Source organism: Pseudomonas sp. H11T01 (assembly GCF_048515765.1).
Classification (GTDB): domain Bacteria; phylum Pseudomonadota; class Gammaproteobacteria; order Pseudomonadales; family Pseudomonadaceae; genus Aquipseudomonas.
This window is the reverse complement of the sequence record NZ_JBLYED010000010.1, coordinates 82861-101443: the sequence shown is the minus strand read 5'-3', so window position 1 is coordinate 101443 and position 18583 is coordinate 82861. Positions and strand designations below refer to the sequence as shown.

The following is an 18583-nucleotide window of genomic DNA, read 5'->3' as shown; positions in this document are numbered from 1 at the left end:
AAGATTCCTTAAACCACCATCGACACGGCCAGCGGCAGGAATACCGCCGTGGCCACGCCCATCAAACTCATCGCCAACGCGGCAAAGGCGCCGCACTCCTCACTTTCCTGTAACGCCACCGAAGTGCCGACCGCATGGGCCGTCATGCCCAATGCCATGCCGCGAGCCTCAGGGCTATGGACACCTAAACGGGTCAATAGGCTCGGCCCGACAATCGCCCCGATCACACCAGTGATCAGCACAAAGACCGCCGCCAACGCCGCGACACCGCCAATCTGTTCAGCCACCAACATAGCGATCGGTGAGGTCACCGACTTGGGCGCCATGGTCATCAAAATCATGTGCTCAGCGCCGAACGACCAACCCAGCAACACACCGAGGCCAGTCGCCACCACCCCACCTATCACCAGCGTAGTAAAAATCGGCCAGAACAACTGCCGAATCCGCCGAAGATTGAGATAGAGCGGTACGGCAAGGGCGACGGTGGCAGGTCCCAGCAGGATGCTGAGGATTTCGGTGCTCTTGCGATACTCGGCGTAGGTCAGGCCGCAACCTACCAGCACGCTGATCACCAGTAGCATCGACCCCAACACTGGCTGCAAAAAGATCCAGCGGGTTTTCTCAAACGCCGCCAGCACCAGCTGGTAGGCGCCCAGGGTAATGCCGATGCCAAACAACGGATGGTGTATGACTGCCCCCAAGGCGCCCTGCCAATCGAAGGTCATTGGGTATCCTCCCGGCGCGCCTGGCGCTTGAGCAGTTTCTGCATCAGCACACCAGCGAAGGCCATGGCGATCACCAGCGACAACACCAGCGAACCGACGATCGCCCAGAAATCCGCGGCGATGTCAGCGGCATAGACCATCACCCCCACCGCTGGCGGCACCAGCAGCAACGGCAAATAGCGCAGCAAACTACTGGCCGCCAGGCTGATCGGCTCAGCGACTTCGCCGCGGGCAATCAGAAACACCAGCAACAGCAGCAGGCCGACAATCGGCCCCGGCAGCACCGGCAAAAACAAGTGATTGATAGCGGTGCCGAGCAATTGAAACAGCACCAGCCAGGTCAGGCCGCGTAACAACATCCATCCTCTCCAGCAAAATCGCGCCGGGCATTATAAGCACGCCGCACGCTATGAACCGGCATTCGCAAAAACCATAAATGGTTGACCGGAGCAAGATGCCATGATGATCTAAAGCGGTTTCCAGGGGGTCAGCCCCCCACTCAAAAAACTATAAAACCGATGAACCCAAGGAGAGTCTCAATGCCCTATGTTCCAGTTGCAGAGCTCAAAGATTATGTCGGCAAGGAACTCGGACGTTCCGATTGGCTTACGATCGACCAGGAACGCATCAACCTGTTCGCTGAAGCCACAGGCGATTTTCAGTTCATCCACGTTGATCCAGTGAAGGCCGCGCAAACACCGTTTGGCGGCACGATTGCCCACGGTTTCCTGTCGCTGTCGCTGATTCCAAAACTGATGGAAGACATTCTGATTTTGCCGGAAGGTCTGAAGATGGTTGTCAACTATGGCCTGGACAGCGTGCGATTCATCCAGCCGGTCAAGGTCAACTCCAAGGTTCGACTCAAGGTCGACCTGACTGAAGTTACCGAAAAGAAACCCGGCCAGTGGTTGCTCAAAGCCACCGCGACCCTGGAAATCGAAGGCCAGGAGAAACCGGCGTATATCGCTGAACCATTGTCTCTGTGCTTCGTCTGACACATGCCTGAGGCGAAACAGCGTTTGCTGTTTCGCTCGCCCCTTATACTCGCCCCTTATATAAGACTTATAGCTGCGGCATACTCGGTCGCCTAATTGCCCGGATCCCGCTATGCGCTCACTTGCACCCCTTGCTCTGACCCTGTTACTCACCGCGTGCGGCGACGGCGAATCGCTGTTGCCGCCCGATGCCCGCTTGCCGGACGGCGGGCGCTATCGCGGTGATGTGATCAACGGGTTGTTGCAGGGTCAGGGCCGTATCGACTATCCGAATGGCAGCTGGTACGCCGGTCAGTTCGACAAGGGCCAGTGGCATGGCCAGGGCGAGTGGCACGGCAGCAATGGCGAGGCATACAAAGGGCAGTTCCAGCAAGGTCTGTTCGATGGCCAAGGCACCCTGACCACCAGTGGCAGCAGTTACACCGGCGGTTTCAAGCTCGGTCGGCGCGAAGGTGAAGGCACCCTTAAAGAAGGCGGCATGACCTACCGCGGTGAATTCAAGGCAGACCAATATTCCGGGCTCGGCCGTCTGGAACTCGAAGACGGCAGCCAATATCAGGGCCAGTTCGCCCACGGTAAACCCAACGGCGAAGGCCAGCGTAGTGACGTCAGCGGCAACCAGTTCACCGGCCATTTCGTCGATGGGCAACTGGAAGGCAACGGCACCTTCAATAGCGCCGAGGGCGACATGTACGTCGGCGGCTTCAAGCAGAACCAGTTGCACGGCAAAGGCCGCTACGAAAACGCCGACGGTGATGTCTGGATTGGCCAGTTCAAAGAAGGTGCACTGAGCGGCAAAGGTGAACTGATCGGCGTCGACGGCAGCCATTACATCGGGCAGTTCAGTGACTGGCGCTTTACAGGCCTTGGCCGCTTGAACCTCAGCGACGGCAGTTTTTATATCGGCGAGTTCGACAGCGACAGCTATCAGGGCCACGGCACGCTGGTGCTGCACGATGGCACCGTTCAAAGTGGCTATTGGGTCAACGGCCAGCGGGTTCGCGATGCCGATGGCAAGCTGCTGCCGGACACTCTCGAGGTCGGCTTGCTGGCTCAAGGTCGCTTGCTCGAACAAGCCCTGGCCGACGTGCCTGCCTCCACTCCGGCGGTCGAGCTGTACAGCCTGACGCTGGCCGGTGACGGCAAACAAAGTGTGTTCCTGCGCGAGGCCGACTATGTCAGCAATATGCTCACCAGTCGCTTTGGCGCCTATGGCCGGATCCGTCTGGTCAACCACCGCGACCACCTCGGCGATCGCCCTATGGCGACCCGAGAAAGCCTGCGACGCGCGGCACTGACCCTGGCCGAACGCAGCGGTCCAGAAGACTTAATATTCATCTACCTGACGAGCCACGGTACTCACGAACATGAACTGGTGCTGGATGAGCCGCGTCTGGAACTCGCCGATCTGCCGGCCGACGAGTTAGCCACAGTGCTCGCACCCTTGAAAAATCGCGACAAGATCATTGTGATCTCGGCCTGCTACTCCGGCGGTTTTATCCCCGCGCTCAAAGATGACCGGACGCTGATCATGACCGCTTCGCGGGCGGATCGGGTGTCTTTCGGTTGCTCGGAAGAAGCGGATTTCACCTACTTCGGCGACGCGTTGTTCGCCCAGGCACTGAACCAGACCGACGACTTGCAGCAAGCCTTCACCCTGGCCAAGGCGACCGTCGCCGAGCGCGAGCAAGCGGACAACTTCGAAGCCTCGGAACCACAGATCTGGGCACCCAAGGGGGTCCTTGCACGCTGGCAGCTGCTACGCAAGCAGCAAGCACGAAAGGCACTCGAAAGTGCCTCACGCAATAACAAGGAAGCAAAGAGCAACTAAGCTGAAACAGTATCAAGGGGGAAACACTATGTACTTGACGCCTCAGCATGTCTTGCTTGCCGGAGCCACCGGTCTGACCGGTGAACATTTACTCGACCGGCTGCTCAATGAGCCGACGATTACCCGTGTATTGGCACCCTCACGCCGGCCCTTGGCCAAGCATCCTCACCTGGAAAACCCGGTGGGCGACCCCGCAGTAGTTCTCCCACAGCTCAGTGGACGCGTGGATCTCGCTTTCTGCTGTCTGGGCACTACCATCAAAAAGGCCGGCTCCGAGCAAGCCTTTCGGGCGGTGGACTTAGACCTGGTCGTGGCCTTCGGCAAACGCGCCCGGGAGATGGGCGCGCGGCATCTGATCGTGATCAGCGCCATCGGTGCTGATCGGAGGTCCTCGGTGCTCTACAACCGAGTCAAAGGCGAAATGGAATATGCCTTGAAGGCTCAGGACTGGCCGCAGCTGACCATCGTCCGCCCGTCCCTTTTGCTGGGCGAGCGTCTGGAGCCGCGCCTGGCCGAACAACTGGCAGCACCATTTTCCAGACTGTTACCCGGCAAATACCACGGCATCGAAGCCTGCCAACTGGTCCGGGCCATGTGGCGTCTGGCACTGGAAGAACAGGATGGGGTGCGAATCGTCGAGTCGGATGAGTTGCGCAAACTCGGCAAATAGTTCAGCGCAAGACCGATCAACCTTACAACCCACCTGTTGCCTGAAACCCAACCCCTATCACCGTCAACAACGACAGCGGCAACAGTAAGGTATCGAGCAACGCGCTGGCCGGTAGATCGACGCCCGGATAGCTCGGCGCTTCGGCGCCGAAGCGGTCCATGGCACAGCACCCGCCGTGCATCGCATACAGATCCAGTCGCGTGCCCGAATACACGAGCGGCGCCCCGGGCTTGGCGGCGTCCAGAGTTCGCGCCGTGGCGCAGCCGCCCAACTGCAGGGCCAGGACAATACTCAGCAGCTTATTCATCGCTGCTCAAATGGTGTTCGCCCCAACGCGGCAGCATGTCTTGCGGGATGTTCAGCAGATTGAGAATCCGCGCCACGACGAAGTCGATCAGGTCGTCGATGGTCTGTGGCTGATGATAGAAACCCGGCGAAGCCGGCAGGATGGTCACGCCCATGTTCGACAGCTTGAGCATGTTTTCCAGGTGGATGCTGGAATACGGTGCTTCACGGGGCACCAGAATCAGCTGACGACGCTCCTTCAGCGTGACGTCCGCGGCGCGCTCGATCAGGTTGTTGCACGCACCCGTGGCGATCGCCGACAAGGTCCCGGTGGAGCACGGCACCACCACCATCGCACTCGGCGAGCCGGATCCGGAGGCCACGGGTGACATCCAGTCTTCCTTGCCATACACGCGAATCTGCCCGGCGGCGGCGCCGGTGTATTCGGTGAGGAAGGCCTGCATCATCTGGGTTTTCGGTGGCAGCGTAACGTCGGTCTCGGTGGACATCACCAGTTGCGCGGCTTTCGAGATCAGGAAATGCACCTCGCGGTCTTCGCGCACCAGACAGTCGAGCAGGCGCAAACCGTATTGCGCGCCGGAGGCACCGGTCATCGCCAGGGTGATGCGTTCCGGGCTGTTGTTCATTGCAGTGCCTCGGCGAGTTTGCCGTGCAGGCCGCCGAAGCCGCCATTGCTCATGATCACCACGTGGGTGCCGGGTTTAGCCTGGCTTTTCACTCGATCGATGATGCCTTCAAGCGAATCGCTGACGATCGACGGCACGGTGCACAGCGCCGCAGTTGCGCCCAGATCCCAGCCAAGATTGGCGGGTGAGTACCAGATCACCTGATCGGCATCGACCACGCTTTCCGGCAAACCATCACGGTGCGCGCCGAGTTTCATGGAGTTGGAGCGCGGCTCGATGATCGCGATCAATGGTGCGTCGCCGATGCGTTTGCGCAGGCCATCGAGGGTGGTGGCAATCGCGGTCGGGTGGTGAGCGAAGTCGTCGTAGATGCTGACGCCGTGGACTTCGGCCACTTTCTCCATACGACGCTTAACACTTTTGAATGCGCTCAATGCGGCAATGCCCATGGACGGCACGACGCCGACATGCCGCGCCGCAGCGAGGGTCGCGAGAGCGTTAGCGACGTTGTGCTGACCGGTCATGTCCCACTCGACCACGCCTTGGGCAACGCCTTCGAACATCACTTCAAACTTCGAGCCGTCTTCGCTGAGCAGCTTGACCTGCCATTGTCCGCCGACGCCGGTGGTTTGTACCGGGGTCCAGCAACCCATGTCGATCACCCGCTGCAACGCAGGCTCAGTGGTCGGATGGATCACCAGGCCTTCGCTCGGGATGGTCCGCACCAAATGGTGGAACTGCCGCTCGATGGCGGGTAGATCGGGAAAGATGTCGGCGTGATCGAACTCAAGATTGTTCAGGATCGCCGTCCGTGGGCGGTAGTGAACAAATTTGGAGCGCTTGTCGAAAAAGGCGCTGTCATATTCATCGGCCTCGATCACGAAGAACGGCGTATCGCCCAAACGCGCCGACACGGCAAAGTTCTGCGGCACACCGCCGATCAGGAAGCCTGGGCTCATGCCTGCGTGCTCCAGTACCCAGGCGAGCATGCTGCTGGTAGTGGTTTTACCGTGAGTCCCGGCAACCGCCAGCACCCAGCGACCTTGCAGCACATGATCGGCCAGCCATTGCGGACCGGAAACGTAGGGCAGGCCTTTGTTCAGCACGTATTCAACCGCCGGGTTACCACGGGACAGCGCATTGCCAATCACCACCAGATCCGGCGCCGGGTCGAGTTGGGCGGGATCGTAGCCCTGTGTCAGCTCGATGCCCTGAGCCTGCAACTGGGTGCTCATCGGCGGATAGACGTTGGCATCAGAGCCGGTCACGCGATGGCCCAGCTCTTTGGCCAGAACCGCCATCGAACCCATGAATGTGCCGCAAATACCAAGAATATGAATGTGCATAGTCGACCTCGTAAAACATCGAGGCAGGTTAGCGTAGGGTGGGAAAATTCGCACTCTTTAGGTGACTGGGGCTAAATGACTGTGGGGGATTTCAGAGTTTAGATGATCCTTCCCACGCAGGAGCGTGGGAAGGATCAAAAGCCAGTTCTACCGCGCTATCCCATGCTTGCGCAGCTTTCTATAGAGGGTATTGCGGCTAACCCCCAACTGCTCGGCGGTGTGGGTCATGTGCCAGCGTTGCTGCTCCAGGGTATTGAGCAGGGCGAGGCGTTCGGCGTCGTCGAGGGGACGTTCAGAGGGTTCGTCGACGACCATCAGCATCGGCGCCGGTCGGCTTTGGCGGATCATCACCGGTAAATCCTCAAAACCGATCAGCCCGTCTTCGCACAGCGCCGCCAAGGTCCGCAGCACATTACGCAACTGACGCACGTTGCCCGGCCAGGCGAAGTCCAGCAGCGCCTGTCGCGCGGGCCCGTCGAGCAGAACGTTTTGTTCTGCGGCCTCTTCAGCCAGCAGAAAGTCCAGCAACTGCGACTTGTCGCTACGCTCGCGCAACGCCGGCAAAGCGATTTCCAGGCCATTGAGCCGGTAATACAAGTCCTCACGAAAACTGCCGTCCTGCACCCGATCGAGCAAGTTACGGTGAGTCGCGCTGATAATTCGGACGTTCACCGCCTGCGGCTCGCCGCCGATGGGCACCACCAGCCGGTCCTCCAGCACTCTTAATAGACGGGTCTGCAAGGCCAGCGGCATGTCGCCGATTTCATCGAGGAACAAGGTGCCGCCATCGGCCTGTTGCAACTTGCCGCGCATGCCTTCTTTGCGCGCGCCGGTGAAACTGCCGCCGCGATAACCGAACAGTTCACTCTCGATCAGGCTTTCCGGGATCGCCGCGCAATTGAGCGCGACGAAGGCTTTCTCCGCACGCTGACTGGCGTGATGCACGGCCTTGGCAAAAGCTTCTTTGCCGGAACCGGTTTCGCCGTTGATCAGTAGCGGCACATCGCGCTCGAACACCCGCAAGGCTTTGCGGAAGTCGTTTTGCAACGCTGCATCACCCAGACAGATGCCGGACACCTGCGAGCGCTCGGTGACCAGCGGAGTCAGTATCACTGGGGTCGGCACGCTACGCGGCTGACCACGCAACACCGCGAACAGACCGCGCCCGTCACGGGTGCGCAGCGGCCAACTGGCGTTGGCGTTCACGCTGGCACGACCGAGCAACTCATCCAGGGAGCAATCGAAAAAGGCTTCCACCGGTTTGCCGAGCAGCCCGCCGCGCACGTGCCCCAGTAGATTCAAGGCGCTCTGGTTGACCGCGCTGATCCGCCCTTCCCCATCGAATGCCAGCAACCCTTCGCTGAACAGACCAACGGACTCGGCCTGCAAATGAAAGCGCAGCAACCATTGATTGTCGAAGTAACGCAGGAAATAGCAGCTCTCGATCATCTTCGCCGAGAGATTGACCAGCGCCATGGTATGGAACTGGCTCTGACGCGAGACGTCATGGCGCGCCGACGACACATCGAGCACCGCCAGCAGTTCACCGTGTGGATCGAACACCGGGCTCGCCGAGCACGTAAGGCCCGTGTGGCGACCGCGAAAATGTTCATCTTGATGGATGGTCAGCGACTGGCGCTCTATCAGGCAGGTGCCGATACCGTTAGTCCCTTCGCAGGCTTCACTCCAGTCTGCACCGAGCCAGAGCCCGGCGCGTTCGAAAATCTTGCGTTCGGCAGGCGCGGTGACGCAGTTGAGAATTACCCCTCGGGCATCGGTGAGCAGCACGGCATGGCCGGCGCCGGAGAGCTGTTGATGGAGGCTGCTCATTTCGTTGCCGGCAATTTGTAGCACTTGCTGCAGACGCTCACGGCTTTCCAGCACGCGACCATGCTCAAGCACCGTCGGCGCAATGCTCAGGGCCGGATCAAGGTGATAGTCCTCAAGGCAGCGCAGCCAGGAACGGGCAATGGACGGATCGCTGCCCGGGCCATGTAAGTGGGCTTTGCCCTGAGTCACGGTCAGCACCTGCTGGGCGTGCCGACTCAAATGATTGTTTTGCATTTCTTATTGTTCTCCCTGAGCGCTCAACTGCCTTGCGAAAGGTGACGCCCAGCATCCTCCTGCCTCCAACTTATTGCAATCGCGCCTCGACCGGCGAGTCACAGGCTGTACCGCTTGTGGCACAAAGTGTCACTCAGGCTGTGCCACAACTGCCACACGCCCCATTTTCCCGTCACGTGTGAAACCCGTAACCCCTTGAATTCATTGACCTGCAAAGCACTGGCCCGACCTTTGCTCTACGCTTTATAAGCGCAACAGCGCGTCCTCCCTAATAAGCACAAAAGCCAAGGAGATACCCACCATGCGTTACGCTCACCCCGGTACTGAAGGCGCTATCGTTTCGTTCAAAAGCCAGTACGGTAACTACATCGGCGGCGAATTCGTCGCGCCTGTCAAAGGTCAGTACTTCACCAATACCTCGCCGGTAAACGGCCAACCTATTGCAGAATTCCCGCGCTCCACCGCCGAAGACATCGACAAAGCGCTGGACGCCGCCCACGCCGCAGCGGATGCCTGGGGCTCGACCTCGGCGCAGGCCCGCTCGCTGGTGCTGCTGAAAATCGCCGACCGCATCGAACAGAACCTGGAAATCCTCGCGGTCACCGAAAGCTGGGACAACGGCAAAGCCGTACGCGAAACCCTGAACGCCGACATCCCGCTGGCCGCTGACCACTTCCGTTACTTCGCCGGCTGCATTCGCGCCCAGGAAGGCAGCGCCGCGGAAATCGACGGCAACACCGTCGCTTATCACATCCATGAACCACTGGGCGTGGTCGGGCAGATCATCCCGTGGAACTTCCCGATCCTGATGGCCGCCTGGAAACTTGCACCAGCCCTGGCTGCCGGTAACTGCGTCGTCCTCAAGCCTGCCGAGCAAACCCCGCTGGGCATTACGGTATTGATGGAGCTGATCGGCGACCTGCTGCCACCGGGCGTGCTCAACGTAGTGCAAGGTTTCGGCCGTGAAGCCGGTGAAGCCCTGGCCACCAGCAAACGCATCGCCAAGATCGCGTTCACAGGCTCCACCCCGGTCGGTTCGCACATCATGAAATGCGCAGCCGAAAACATCATTCCGTCGACCGTTGAACTGGGCGGTAAGTCGCCGAACATCTTCTTCGCCGACATCATGCAAGCCGAACCGACCTTTATCGAAAAAGCGGCCGAAGGTCTGGTGCTGGCATTCTTCAACCAGGGCGAAGTCTGCACCTGCCCTTCCCGTGCACTGGTGCAAGAGTCGATCTACGACGATTTCATGAAAGTGGTGATGAAGAAGGTCCTGCAAATCAAACGCGGCGACCCGCTGGACACCGACACCATGGTCGGCGCTCAAGCGTCCGAGCAGCAATTCGACAAGATCCTGTCCTACCTGGAAATCGCCAAGGGCGAAGGTGCCGAGCTGCTGACCGGCGGCAAGGTGGAAAAACTCGAAGGCAATCTTGCCAGCGGTTACTACATCCAGCCGACCCTGCTCAAGGGCACCAACAAGATGCGCGTGTTCCAGGAAGAAATCTTCGGCCCAGTGGTGAGCATCACCACCTTCAAGGACGAAGCCGAAGCCCTGGCGATTGCCAACGACACCGAGTTCGGCCTTGGCGCCGGTCTCTGGACCCGCGACATCAACCGTGCCTACCGCATGGGCCGGGCCATCAAGGCCGGTCGCGTCTGGACCAACTGCTACCACCTGTACCCGGCGCACGCCGCGTTCGGTGGCTACAAAAAATCCGGCGTCGGTCGTGAAACCCACAAAATGATGCTCGACCACTACCAACAGACGAAAAACCTGCTGGTGAGCTACGACATCAATCCACTGGGCTTCTTCTAACCCGGCGCGATATCGCGTAACGGCTATCGCGGGCAAGCCCGGCTCCCACAGGATCGCGCCGCACCTGTAGGAGCATGGCTTGCCAGCGATGGCGCCTCCATTGACTCAACAAACATTGCCCTGCCGCTCTGGCACAAGCTTTGCGTGCGTGTCATTCAAGAAAACAGCTGCGTGAACAGCGCTCTCTAACCTAAACACCCGCTACTGAAAGTCCAATAGATCAAACAATAAAAATACAGAGAGGACTTATGACTTCTACAACACAGCTCAAACCCACCCTCGGCACCCTGCACTTATGGGGCATTGCCGTGGGTCTAGTGATTTCCGGCGAGTATTTCGGCTGGAGCTACGGCTGGGGTACGGCCGGCACACTGGGCTTTCTCGTCACCGCATTGATGGTGGCGACGATGTACACCTGCTTCATCTTCAGCTTCACCGAATTGACCACGGCCATCCCCCATGCTGGCGGGCCGTTTGCCTATAGCCGTCGGGCGTTTGGCGAAAAAGGCGGACTGATCGCCGGGATCGCCACACTGATCGAATTCGTCTTTGCGCCGCCGGCTATCGCCATGGCCATCGGCGCCTACTTGAACGTGCAATACCCGGAACTGGACCCGAAAATCGCCGCGGTCGGCGCCTATTTCGTGTTCATGACCCTCAATATCCTCGGCGTGAGTATCGCCGCGACCTTCGAACTGGTGGTCACGGTACTGGCGGTGGCCGAGTTGCTGGTGTTCATGGGCGTGGTCGCGCCGGGCTTCAGCTTCAGCAATTTCGTACTCAATGGCTGGTCCGGCTCCAACGAATTTACCATTGCGTCGATCCCCGGGATTTTCGCGGCGATCCCCTTTGCCATCTGGTTCTTCCTGGCCATTGAAGGCGCGGCCATGGCCGCCGAAGAAGCCAAGGACCCTAAACGCACCATCCCCAAAGCCTATGTCAGCGGCATTCTGACCCTGGTGTTCCTGGCGATCGGTGTGATGGTCCTGGCCGGCGGTGTCGGCGACTGGCGTCAACTGGCCAACATCAACGATCCACTGCCACAAGCGATGAAAACAGTGGTCGGTAATAACTCCAACTGGATGCACATGCTGGTGTGGATAGGCCTGTTCGGTCTGGTGGCGAGCTTTCACGGCATCATCCTTGGCTATTCGCGGCAGTTCTTCGCCTTGGCCCGTGCCGGTTACTTGCCCGCAGGGCTGGCTAAGCTCAACCGCTTCCAAACCCCACACCGGGCGATTCTGGCCGGCGGCGTGATCGGCATTGCGGCGATCTACAGCGATGGCCTGGTCAACCTGCAAGGCATGACCCTGACCGCTGCGATGATCACCATGTCAGTATTCGGCGCCATCGTGATGTATATCATCAGCATGCTCAGCCTGTTCAAACTGCGTAAAACCGAGCCTAACCTGGAGCGTACCTTCCGTGCGCCGGGCTATCCGATCGTGCCGGGAATCGCCTTGTTTCTAGCGGTGGTCTGCCTGGTGGCGATGGCCTGGTTCAATACGCTGATCGGTCTGATCTTCCTTGGCTTCATGGCGGCTGGCTTCATCTACTTCCAGTTGACCGCCAAACAACGATTCGATGCACCGGCTGACGCGATGCTGACCGGGATCTAAGGTGCACCTGCGCCGGGCTGATCCCCGGCACATGCCCCATTGAAGTGCACTGAGTTCCAGTGTGGGAGCGGGCTTGCTCGCGATGCAGGCGACACGGTCTGTCAGGATGACCGCGGTGATGCAATCGCGAGCAAGCCCGCTCCCACATTAGGTACCCAGAGCTATCAAGACATTCACAGAAACCAGGAGGACACCGCCCATGGCCATATTTGCCCATACCGTCGGCGCCCAGACCTACCGCTTCGACAGCCTCAAAGAAGTCATGGCCAAGGCCAGTCCGGCACGCTCCGGGGATTTTCTGGCCGGCGTCGCCGCCCTCAACGATGGCGAACGGGTTGCCGCGCAGATGGCGCTTGCAGACATCGCGCTCAAGCATTTTCTCGAAGAAGTGCTGATCCCTTATGAAAGCGATGAAGTCACCCGACTGATCATCGACAGCCACGACAAGGCCGCTTTTGCCGCGGTCAGCCACCTCACCGTTGGTGGTTTTCGCGATTGGCTGCTCAGCGACGCGGCCGACGAGCAAAGCCTGCGCGCCCTGGCGCCGGGGCTGACCCCGGAAATGGCCGCCGCCGTATCAAAAATCATGCGCGTGCAGGATCTGGTGCTGGTGGCGCAGAAAATTCGTGTAGTGACCCAATTCCGCGGCACCATGGGCCTGCGCGGGCGGCTGTCCACCCGCCTGCAACCGAACCACCCGACCGACGAACCGGCCGGGATCGCCGCGAGCATTCTCGATGGCTTGCTCTACGGTAACGGCGACGCGATGATCGGCATCAACCCGGCCACCGACAGCATCGCCTCGATCTGCGCGATGCTGGAAATGCTCGACGCGATCATCCAGCGCTACGAAATCCCCACCCAGGCCTGCGTACTGACCCACGTCACCACCTCCATCGAGGCGATCAACCGTGGCGTGCCGCTGGATCTGGTGTTCCAGTCGATTGCCGGCACCGAAGCGGCCAATGCCAGTTTCGGGATCAACCTGAACGTCTTGCAGGAAGGCTACGACGCTGGTCTGAGCCTCAATCGCGGGACGCTGGGGCAAAACCTGATGTATTTCGAGACCGGCCAGGGCAGCGCCCTGTCGGCCAATGCCCACCATGGTATTGACCAGCAAACCTGCGAAACCCGCGCCTACGCCGTGGCACGGCACTTCAAACCGTTTTTGGTGAACACGGTGGTCGGCTTCATCGGCCCGGAATACCTTTATAACGGCAAGCAAATCATCCGCGCCGGGCTGGAAGATCACTTCTGCGGCAAGCTGCTGGGCGTGCCAATGGGCTGCGACATCTGCTACACCAACCATGCCGAAGCCGATCAGGACGACATGGACACCCTGCTGACCTTGCTCGGCGTTGCCGGGATCAACTTCATCATGGGCATCCCCGGCTCCGACGACATCATGCTCAACTACCAGACCACCTCGTTCCACGACGCGCTCTATGCCCGGCAGACCCTTGGCCTCAAGCCGGCGCCGGAATTCGAGCGATGGCTGGCGAACATGGGCATCTTTACTCAAGCTGATGGCAAGGTGCATTTCGGCAACAGCCTGCCGCCGGCCTTCCGCCAAGCTATGGCGCAACTGGGATGAGTGATCGAGTGATGGATAAACCGCCAACCGACAGCCAGAACCCGTGGCTGGCGCTACGTCGCCTGACCCCGGCCCGGATCGCCCTAGGCCGCACCGGCACCAGCATGCCGACCAGTGCGCAGTTGGACTTCCAGTACGCCCACGCCCAGGCCCGTGACGCGGTGCATCTACCCTTCGATCATGCCGGGCTCAGCACACAGCTGGCCGAGGGCGGGCGCGACAGCCTGTTACTGCACAGTGCCGCCACCGATCGCAACAGCTACCTCCAACGCCCCGATCTCGGTCGACGCCTGAGCGACGACTCGGCGCAAAAGCTGCGGGACTATGCGGTGGCACACCCCGGCGGCGTAGATTTAGCCGTGGTGGTGGCTGATGGCCTCTCGGCACTGGCGGTGCATCGGCATACCCTGCCGTTTCTGGCGCGTATGGAGGAACAGGCCCTGGCCGAAGGCTGGTCGCTGTCACCGGTGGTTCTGGTGGAACAGGGACGAGTCGCGGTGGCCGATGAAATCGGTGAACTGCTCAGCGCAAAAATGGTGGTCATCCTGATCGGCGAACGCCCGGGCCTTAGCTCGCCGGACAGTCTCGGCCTGTACTTCACCTATAATCCCAAGGTCGGCCTGACTGATGCCTACCGCAATTGCATCTCCAATGTTCGGCTGGAAGGGTTAAGTTACGGGATGGCCGCCCATCGCCTGCTGTATTTGATGCGCGAGGCTTGTCGCCGGCAGCTGTCGGGAGTCAATCTGAAGGACGAAGCACAGGTTCAGACATTGGATTCGGACGTTTCCACACACTCAAATGGCAACTTCCTACTCTCAAAACCGGTGTAATTGACAGCATCCTGATTGCGCTTTATGCAGGCTTTAGGCAGCATCGAATGACGGCTGCCCGAGTAATGACCCGTTTGCCGTCATACCCATTTGAAGCTGAGGCCAATCATGCGGATTACTCAAGCGACCCTGGAACACCTGGACCTGCTGACCCCATTATTCGTCAAATACCGCGAGTTCTATGGTGCGCTGGCATTTCCCGACTCCTCTCGAGCCTTTCTCGAAAAGCGTCTGCGGCGCAAGGAATCGGTGATCTACCTGGCCCTGTCCGATGAAGACAACAGTAAATTGCTGGGTTTCTGTCAGCTGTACCCAAGCTTCTCTTCCCTTTCGCTGAAACGCGTGTGGATCCTCAACGACATTTATGTCGCCGAAGACGCCCGTCGGCAGCTGGTGGCCGACAACCTGATCCGCACCGCAAAAAAAATGGCCAAGGAAACCCATGCCGTGCGCATGCGGGTTTCTACCAGCAGCAACAACGAAGTGGCGCAGAAAACCTACGAATCCATCGGTTTTCGCGAAGACACCGAGTTCAAGAACTACATACTGCCTATCAGCGAAGATTGATCCTGACGCACGACAGCTAAATGTCGGCGCGACTAAAAAGATCGTCCGAACGCGGCCCGAACCTGCGGCAGCTCCTACAGGATGGGTTTATACCCGGTCGACGTAGGAGCCGCCGAAGGCTGCGATATTGACGATCTCGACCACTCACCCCGTGACATTCCCCGCTACAAACTCAACACGCAATTCACATCTCAGATCGTATAATGCCGAACTTCACCGGCCGTAAGAAAAACTACATTTTCTTGTAGCCTAATAACCCGAAGCTTTCGCACAGGCCTGCTGAGTCGGGCCATCACCACAGGTGCCAACCATGGATTTCAACCCGCTCGACCTTATTCTGCATCTCGACGTCTATCTCGATATGCTGGTAACCAACTACGGGGCATGGATCTACGCCATCCTGTTTTTGGTGATTTTCTGCGAAACGGGTCTAGTGATAACACCGTTCCTGCCGGGTGATTCGCTGCTGTTCATCGCCGGTGCCGTAGCCGCGGGTGGCGGAATGGATCCGGTGCTGCTGGGCGGATTGCTGATGCTGGCGGCGATCCTCGGTGACAGCACCAACTATGTGATTGGACGAACGGCCGGCGAACGCTTGTTCAGCAACCCGAACTCGAAAATCTTCCGCCGCGACTACCTGCAGCAAACCCACGATTTTTATGACAAGCACGGCGGCAAAACCGTGAGTCTGGCGCGCTTCATGCCGATCATTCGGACCTTCGCTCCGTTCGTCGCCGGCATAGCCAAAATGCCTTATCCACGATTCTTCGCTTTCAGCGTTGCCGGCACCATTGCATGGGTCGGCGGGCTGGTCACCCTAGGCTACTTCTTCGGCAACGTCCCCTTCATCAAGAAGAACCTGTCGCTGCTGGTCGTGGGAATCATCCTGGTGTCGTTGCTGCCGATGATTATCGGCATCGTACGTAGCCGTCTCGCCAACGCGACCTCAAAAGCCGGATCGCGCTGATCGCCCATGTGGTCACTCAGCGCCTGGCGTCGGCAGCGCACGCTGGCCAAGCATCCCGTTGCAGCTGAAACCTGGCAGCGGGTGCGTCAACACCTGAGTTTTCTCGATGGTCTGAGCGACGCCGAAGACCAATGGCTACGCGAGTCAAGCGTGCTTTTTCTGCAAGAAAAGCACCTGACCGCCCTGCACGGCGTCGAACTTCACCAGGAAGAGCGCCTGCTACTGGCTGCACAGGCGCAATTGCCGCTGCTTCATCTGGGCGATCTGAACTGGTATCAGGGCTTCCACGAAATCGTGCTCTACCCTGACGACTTCCTCAGCCCGCAGCGGCATCGCGATGCCAGCGGCGTCGAGCATGAGTGGAACGGCGAGCACAGCGGTGAAGCCTGGCAACAGGGGCCGGTGATTCTGGCATGGCCCGGCGTACTTGCCAGCGGTGGCTGGGAAGGCTACAACTTGGTGATTCACGAACTGGCGCACAAACTCGACATGCTCAACGGCAATGCCAATGGCCAGCCGCCGCTACACGGCAATATGCGCGCCAGTGAATGGGCTTCGGTGATGCAGAGCGCCTACGACAATCTCAATCGCCAACTGGATCGCAACCCCAACGCTGAAACACACATCGATCCTTATGCCGCGGAAAACCCGGCCGAATTTTTTGCCGTCACCAGCGAGTACTTCTTCAGCGCACCGGACTTGCTGAACAGTGCCTATCCGAAGGTCTACCAGCAATTGCAGCTGTTTTATCGCCAGGACCCGCTGACCAGACTCAAGCATTTACAATTAAGCCATCCGGCTTATCAGGTACACGACTAAGGTCTACACGACCTCTGGCACGTGGCATCGACGGCGGAATATGCCTATAATCGCCGCCACTTTTTGGTCAATCCGGCCAAGTAATATTGGCCAACCACGGGGGCACCGCCCAATGAGCTACAGCAAGATTCCGGCTGGCAATGACCTGCCGAACGACATCTACGTCGCCATCGAGATTCCGGCCAACCACGCGCCGATCAAATACGAAATCGACAAAGACAGCGACTGCCTGTTCGTTGACCGTTTCATGGCCACCCCAATGTTCTACCCGGCCAACTACGGTTTCATCCCTAACACCCTGGCCGACGACGGTGATCCCCTCGACGTGCTGGTCGTGACCCCTTACCCGGTTGCTCCAGGCTCGGTGATCCGCGCGCGCCCTGTCGGCATCCTGCACATGACCGACGATGGCGGCGGCGATGCCAAAGTGATCGCGGTACCGCACGACAAACTGTCGCAGCTGTACGTCGACGTCAAAGAGTACACCGACCTGCCAGGTCTGCTGCTCGAGCAAATCAAGCACTTCTTCGAGAACTACAAAGACCTCGAAAAAGGCAAATGGGTGAAGATCGAAGGTTGGGGCGATGCAGAAGCCGCCCGCGCCGAGATCATGAAGTCGGTTGCCGCCTATAAAGGCTGAGACGGCATTGGCTGATCGCCACTGACCTTTTCAAAAAACCCCGGTTATCCGGGGTTTTTTATGCCCGGATAAAAGCAGAAAATAAACTGCATGTTTAAGCAACTAAGAAACTTGTTTAACCATGTTTCTTATGCATTGAAACACTCTTTCAGGCGCGTCATTTTTACTCGCACAAATTGAACGTGTTGTTTATTTAAACCACCATCGCTCATCCGTAAACTTCGTGTGCATGAAGATATCCAGCGGCGATCGATTTAAAGCCCTCCTCAATGAGGCCAACATCAGATCCTCGGACTTCGCGAAGCTGTACAACGTGAAGCCTCAGGACGTGAACAATTGGTACAACCGCGGCGTACCGTCCTACCGAATGGATGAGATTGCCGGATTATTGACCGTTAACAGCTTTTGGTTGCGCACTGGCGAAGGTCCAAAGCATCCTGGCCGCCTGCATGTTACCGATCAGTCAGGCAATATCTTTGAAGCTCGGGAAGTTCACGGTATCTACACTGTGATTGCCGACTTGGCAGATGTAGAGCTGCCTTTTTATAAAGAAACATCCATCACACCCGACTCAAATAAAACACACGTTATCGAAGTCCCGGGAGTCAGCGTTCGCTTGCCGCGAAGTCATCTGGAGTCTCTCGAAGTCGATCCGGCGCAAGCCATCTGCGCACTGATGACGGGCAACAGCATGGCGGAAAAGATCGAGAACGGCTCCACCCTCGCCATCGACCGCAGCCTGACGCAAGTGGTGGATGGCGTCATCTACGCCCTCGAACACGACGGCATGCTGCGAGTGAAATACCTCTACCGTCTCCCCGGCGGCGCCTTGCGACTGCGCAGCCACAACAGCGCCGAATACCCCGACGAAGTGTTCAGTGCCGAGCAGATCCAGACGCAGAACATTCACATCCTCGGCTGGGTATTCTGGTGGTCGACCCTCAACAAACCTCGCCCACCGGTACCGTTCAAGTAAGACCTGGACCAACGATGAGAAAGCGACGGCTCTGGATCGCCCTTTGGGCTGGGAATTTCTCAAAAAAATCAGTATGCTGCGCCCCACATTTGCGCATCGACCGTTTAACACGGCCAGATCGCACCGACGCGGCAGATAATTTTCTCGCCGAGTCCCACAGCCAGACGCAAGAATCTGGATGTA

The 18583-nt window shown here is 58.9% G+C and carries 18 protein-coding genes; 12 read left to right on the top strand and 6 right to left on the bottom strand.

The window, feature by feature from the left end; all coding sequences use genetic code 11:
- Nucleotides 1-8 precede the first annotated feature (8 nt).
- Together ACN1C3_RS15380 and ACN1C3_RS15375 are read right to left on the bottom strand one after the other, a co-directional pair.
- Nucleotides 9-725 (bottom strand): LrgB family protein, encoded by a 717-nt coding sequence (locus ACN1C3_RS15380; protein ID WP_419116635.1) that lies wholly within the window; start codon nucleotides 723-725, stop codon nucleotides 9-11.
- Entirely contained in the window at nucleotides 722-1084 is a 363-nt protein-coding gene (locus tag ACN1C3_RS15375; RefSeq protein WP_419116634.1) for a CidA/LrgA family protein, read from the bottom strand. Before ACN1C3_RS15375 ends, ACN1C3_RS15380 begins: the two co-directional genes overlap by 4 nt.
- A 180-nt stretch (nucleotides 1085-1264) precedes the next feature.
- Between ACN1C3_RS15375 and ACN1C3_RS15370 the strand changes: the two genes are divergently transcribed.
- From ACN1C3_RS15370 to ACN1C3_RS15360, 3 genes are all read left to right on the top strand, one after another.
- Nucleotides 1265-1720: a MaoC family dehydratase gene (locus ACN1C3_RS15370; RefSeq protein WP_419116633.1), complete on the top strand. Its 456-nt coding sequence runs from the start codon at nucleotides 1265-1267 to the stop codon at nucleotides 1718-1720.
- Between the two features lie 112 nt (nucleotides 1721-1832).
- Entirely contained in the window at nucleotides 1833-3551 is a 1719-nt protein-coding gene (locus ACN1C3_RS15365) for a C13 family peptidase (protein ID WP_419116632.1), read from the top strand.
- Nucleotides 3552-3579: 28 nt separating this feature from the next.
- Nucleotides 3580-4221 carry an oxidoreductase gene (locus tag ACN1C3_RS15360; RefSeq protein ID WP_419116631.1) on the top strand — a complete coding sequence of 214 codons (642 nt, stop codon included), beginning with the start codon at nucleotides 3580-3582 and terminating at the stop codon, nucleotides 4219-4221.
- Between the two features lie 22 nt (nucleotides 4222-4243).
- Here the strand turns inward: ACN1C3_RS15360 and ACN1C3_RS15355 are convergent, their stop codons facing one another.
- The 4 genes from ACN1C3_RS15355 to ACN1C3_RS15340 all read right to left on the bottom strand — a co-directional run bounded on the left by ACN1C3_RS15355 (nucleotide 4244) and on the right by ACN1C3_RS15340 (nucleotide 8563).
- Entirely contained in the window at nucleotides 4244-4528 is a 285-nt protein-coding gene (locus ACN1C3_RS15355; protein WP_419116630.1) for a YceK/YidQ family lipoprotein, read from the bottom strand.
- Complete coding sequence (gene ubiX / locus ACN1C3_RS15350) at nucleotides 4521-5153, bottom strand: flavin prenyltransferase UbiX (protein WP_419116629.1); 633 nt, start codon at nucleotides 5151-5153, stop codon at nucleotides 4521-4523. The genes ACN1C3_RS15355 and ubiX overlap by 8 nt, the downstream gene beginning before the upstream one ends.
- The gene (gene mpl / locus ACN1C3_RS15345) at nucleotides 5150-6499 is read right to left on the bottom strand and encodes a UDP-N-acetylmuramate:L-alanyl-gamma-D-glutamyl-meso-diaminopimelate ligase (RefSeq protein WP_419116628.1); all 1350 of its coding nucleotides are present in this window, start codon (nucleotides 6497-6499) and stop codon (nucleotides 5150-5152) included. The genes ubiX and mpl overlap by 4 nt, the downstream gene beginning before the upstream one ends.
- 147 nt (nucleotides 6500-6646) lie before the next feature.
- On the bottom strand, nucleotides 6647-8563 hold the full coding sequence (locus ACN1C3_RS15340; protein ID WP_419116627.1) for a sigma-54-dependent Fis family transcriptional regulator: 1917 nt from the start codon (nucleotides 8561-8563) through the stop codon (nucleotides 6647-6649).
- Between the two features lie 301 nt (nucleotides 8564-8864).
- Between ACN1C3_RS15340 and ACN1C3_RS15335 the strand changes: the two genes are divergently transcribed.
- From ACN1C3_RS15335 to ACN1C3_RS15295, 9 genes are all read left to right on the top strand, one after another.
- Nucleotides 8865-10385, top strand: coding sequence for an aldehyde dehydrogenase family protein (locus ACN1C3_RS15335; protein WP_419116626.1), 1521 nt, complete (start codon nucleotides 8865-8867; stop codon nucleotides 10383-10385).
- A gap of 248 nt (nucleotides 10386-10633) precedes the next feature.
- The gene (eat, locus tag ACN1C3_RS15330) at nucleotides 10634-12004 is read left to right on the top strand and encodes an ethanolamine permease (RefSeq protein ID WP_419116625.1); all 1371 of its coding nucleotides are present in this window, start codon (nucleotides 10634-10636) and stop codon (nucleotides 12002-12004) included.
- A gap of 199 nt (nucleotides 12005-12203) precedes the next feature.
- Nucleotides 12204-13598 carry an ethanolamine ammonia-lyase subunit EutB gene (locus ACN1C3_RS15325; protein ID WP_419116624.1) on the top strand — a complete coding sequence of 465 codons (1395 nt, stop codon included), beginning with the start codon at nucleotides 12204-12206 and terminating at the stop codon, nucleotides 13596-13598.
- Nucleotides 13599-13609: 11 nt separating this feature from the next.
- The gene (eutC, locus tag ACN1C3_RS15320) at nucleotides 13610-14431 is read left to right on the top strand and encodes an ethanolamine ammonia-lyase subunit EutC (protein ID WP_419116623.1); all 822 of its coding nucleotides are present in this window, start codon (nucleotides 13610-13612) and stop codon (nucleotides 14429-14431) included.
- Nucleotides 14432-14539: 108 nt separating this feature from the next.
- Nucleotides 14540-14998 (top strand): GNAT family N-acetyltransferase, encoded by a 459-nt coding sequence (locus ACN1C3_RS15315; RefSeq protein ID WP_419116622.1) that lies wholly within the window; start codon nucleotides 14540-14542, stop codon nucleotides 14996-14998.
- 310 nt (nucleotides 14999-15308) lie between these two features.
- Entirely contained in the window at nucleotides 15309-15965 is a 657-nt protein-coding gene (locus ACN1C3_RS15310; protein WP_419116621.1) for a DedA family protein, read from the top strand.
- A 6-nt stretch (nucleotides 15966-15971) separates the two neighbouring features.
- Complete coding sequence (locus ACN1C3_RS15305) at nucleotides 15972-16784, top strand: zinc-dependent peptidase (RefSeq protein ID WP_419116620.1); 813 nt, start codon at nucleotides 15972-15974, stop codon at nucleotides 16782-16784.
- Between the two features lie 112 nt (nucleotides 16785-16896).
- Complete coding sequence (gene ppa, locus ACN1C3_RS15300) at nucleotides 16897-17424, top strand: inorganic diphosphatase (protein ID WP_419116619.1); 528 nt, start codon at nucleotides 16897-16899, stop codon at nucleotides 17422-17424.
- A 229-nt stretch (nucleotides 17425-17653) separates the two neighbouring features.
- Nucleotides 17654-18400, top strand: coding sequence for a S24 family peptidase (locus ACN1C3_RS15295; RefSeq protein ID WP_419116618.1), 747 nt, complete (start codon nucleotides 17654-17656; stop codon nucleotides 18398-18400).
- The last annotated feature ends 183 nt before the right edge of the window (nucleotides 18401-18583 follow it).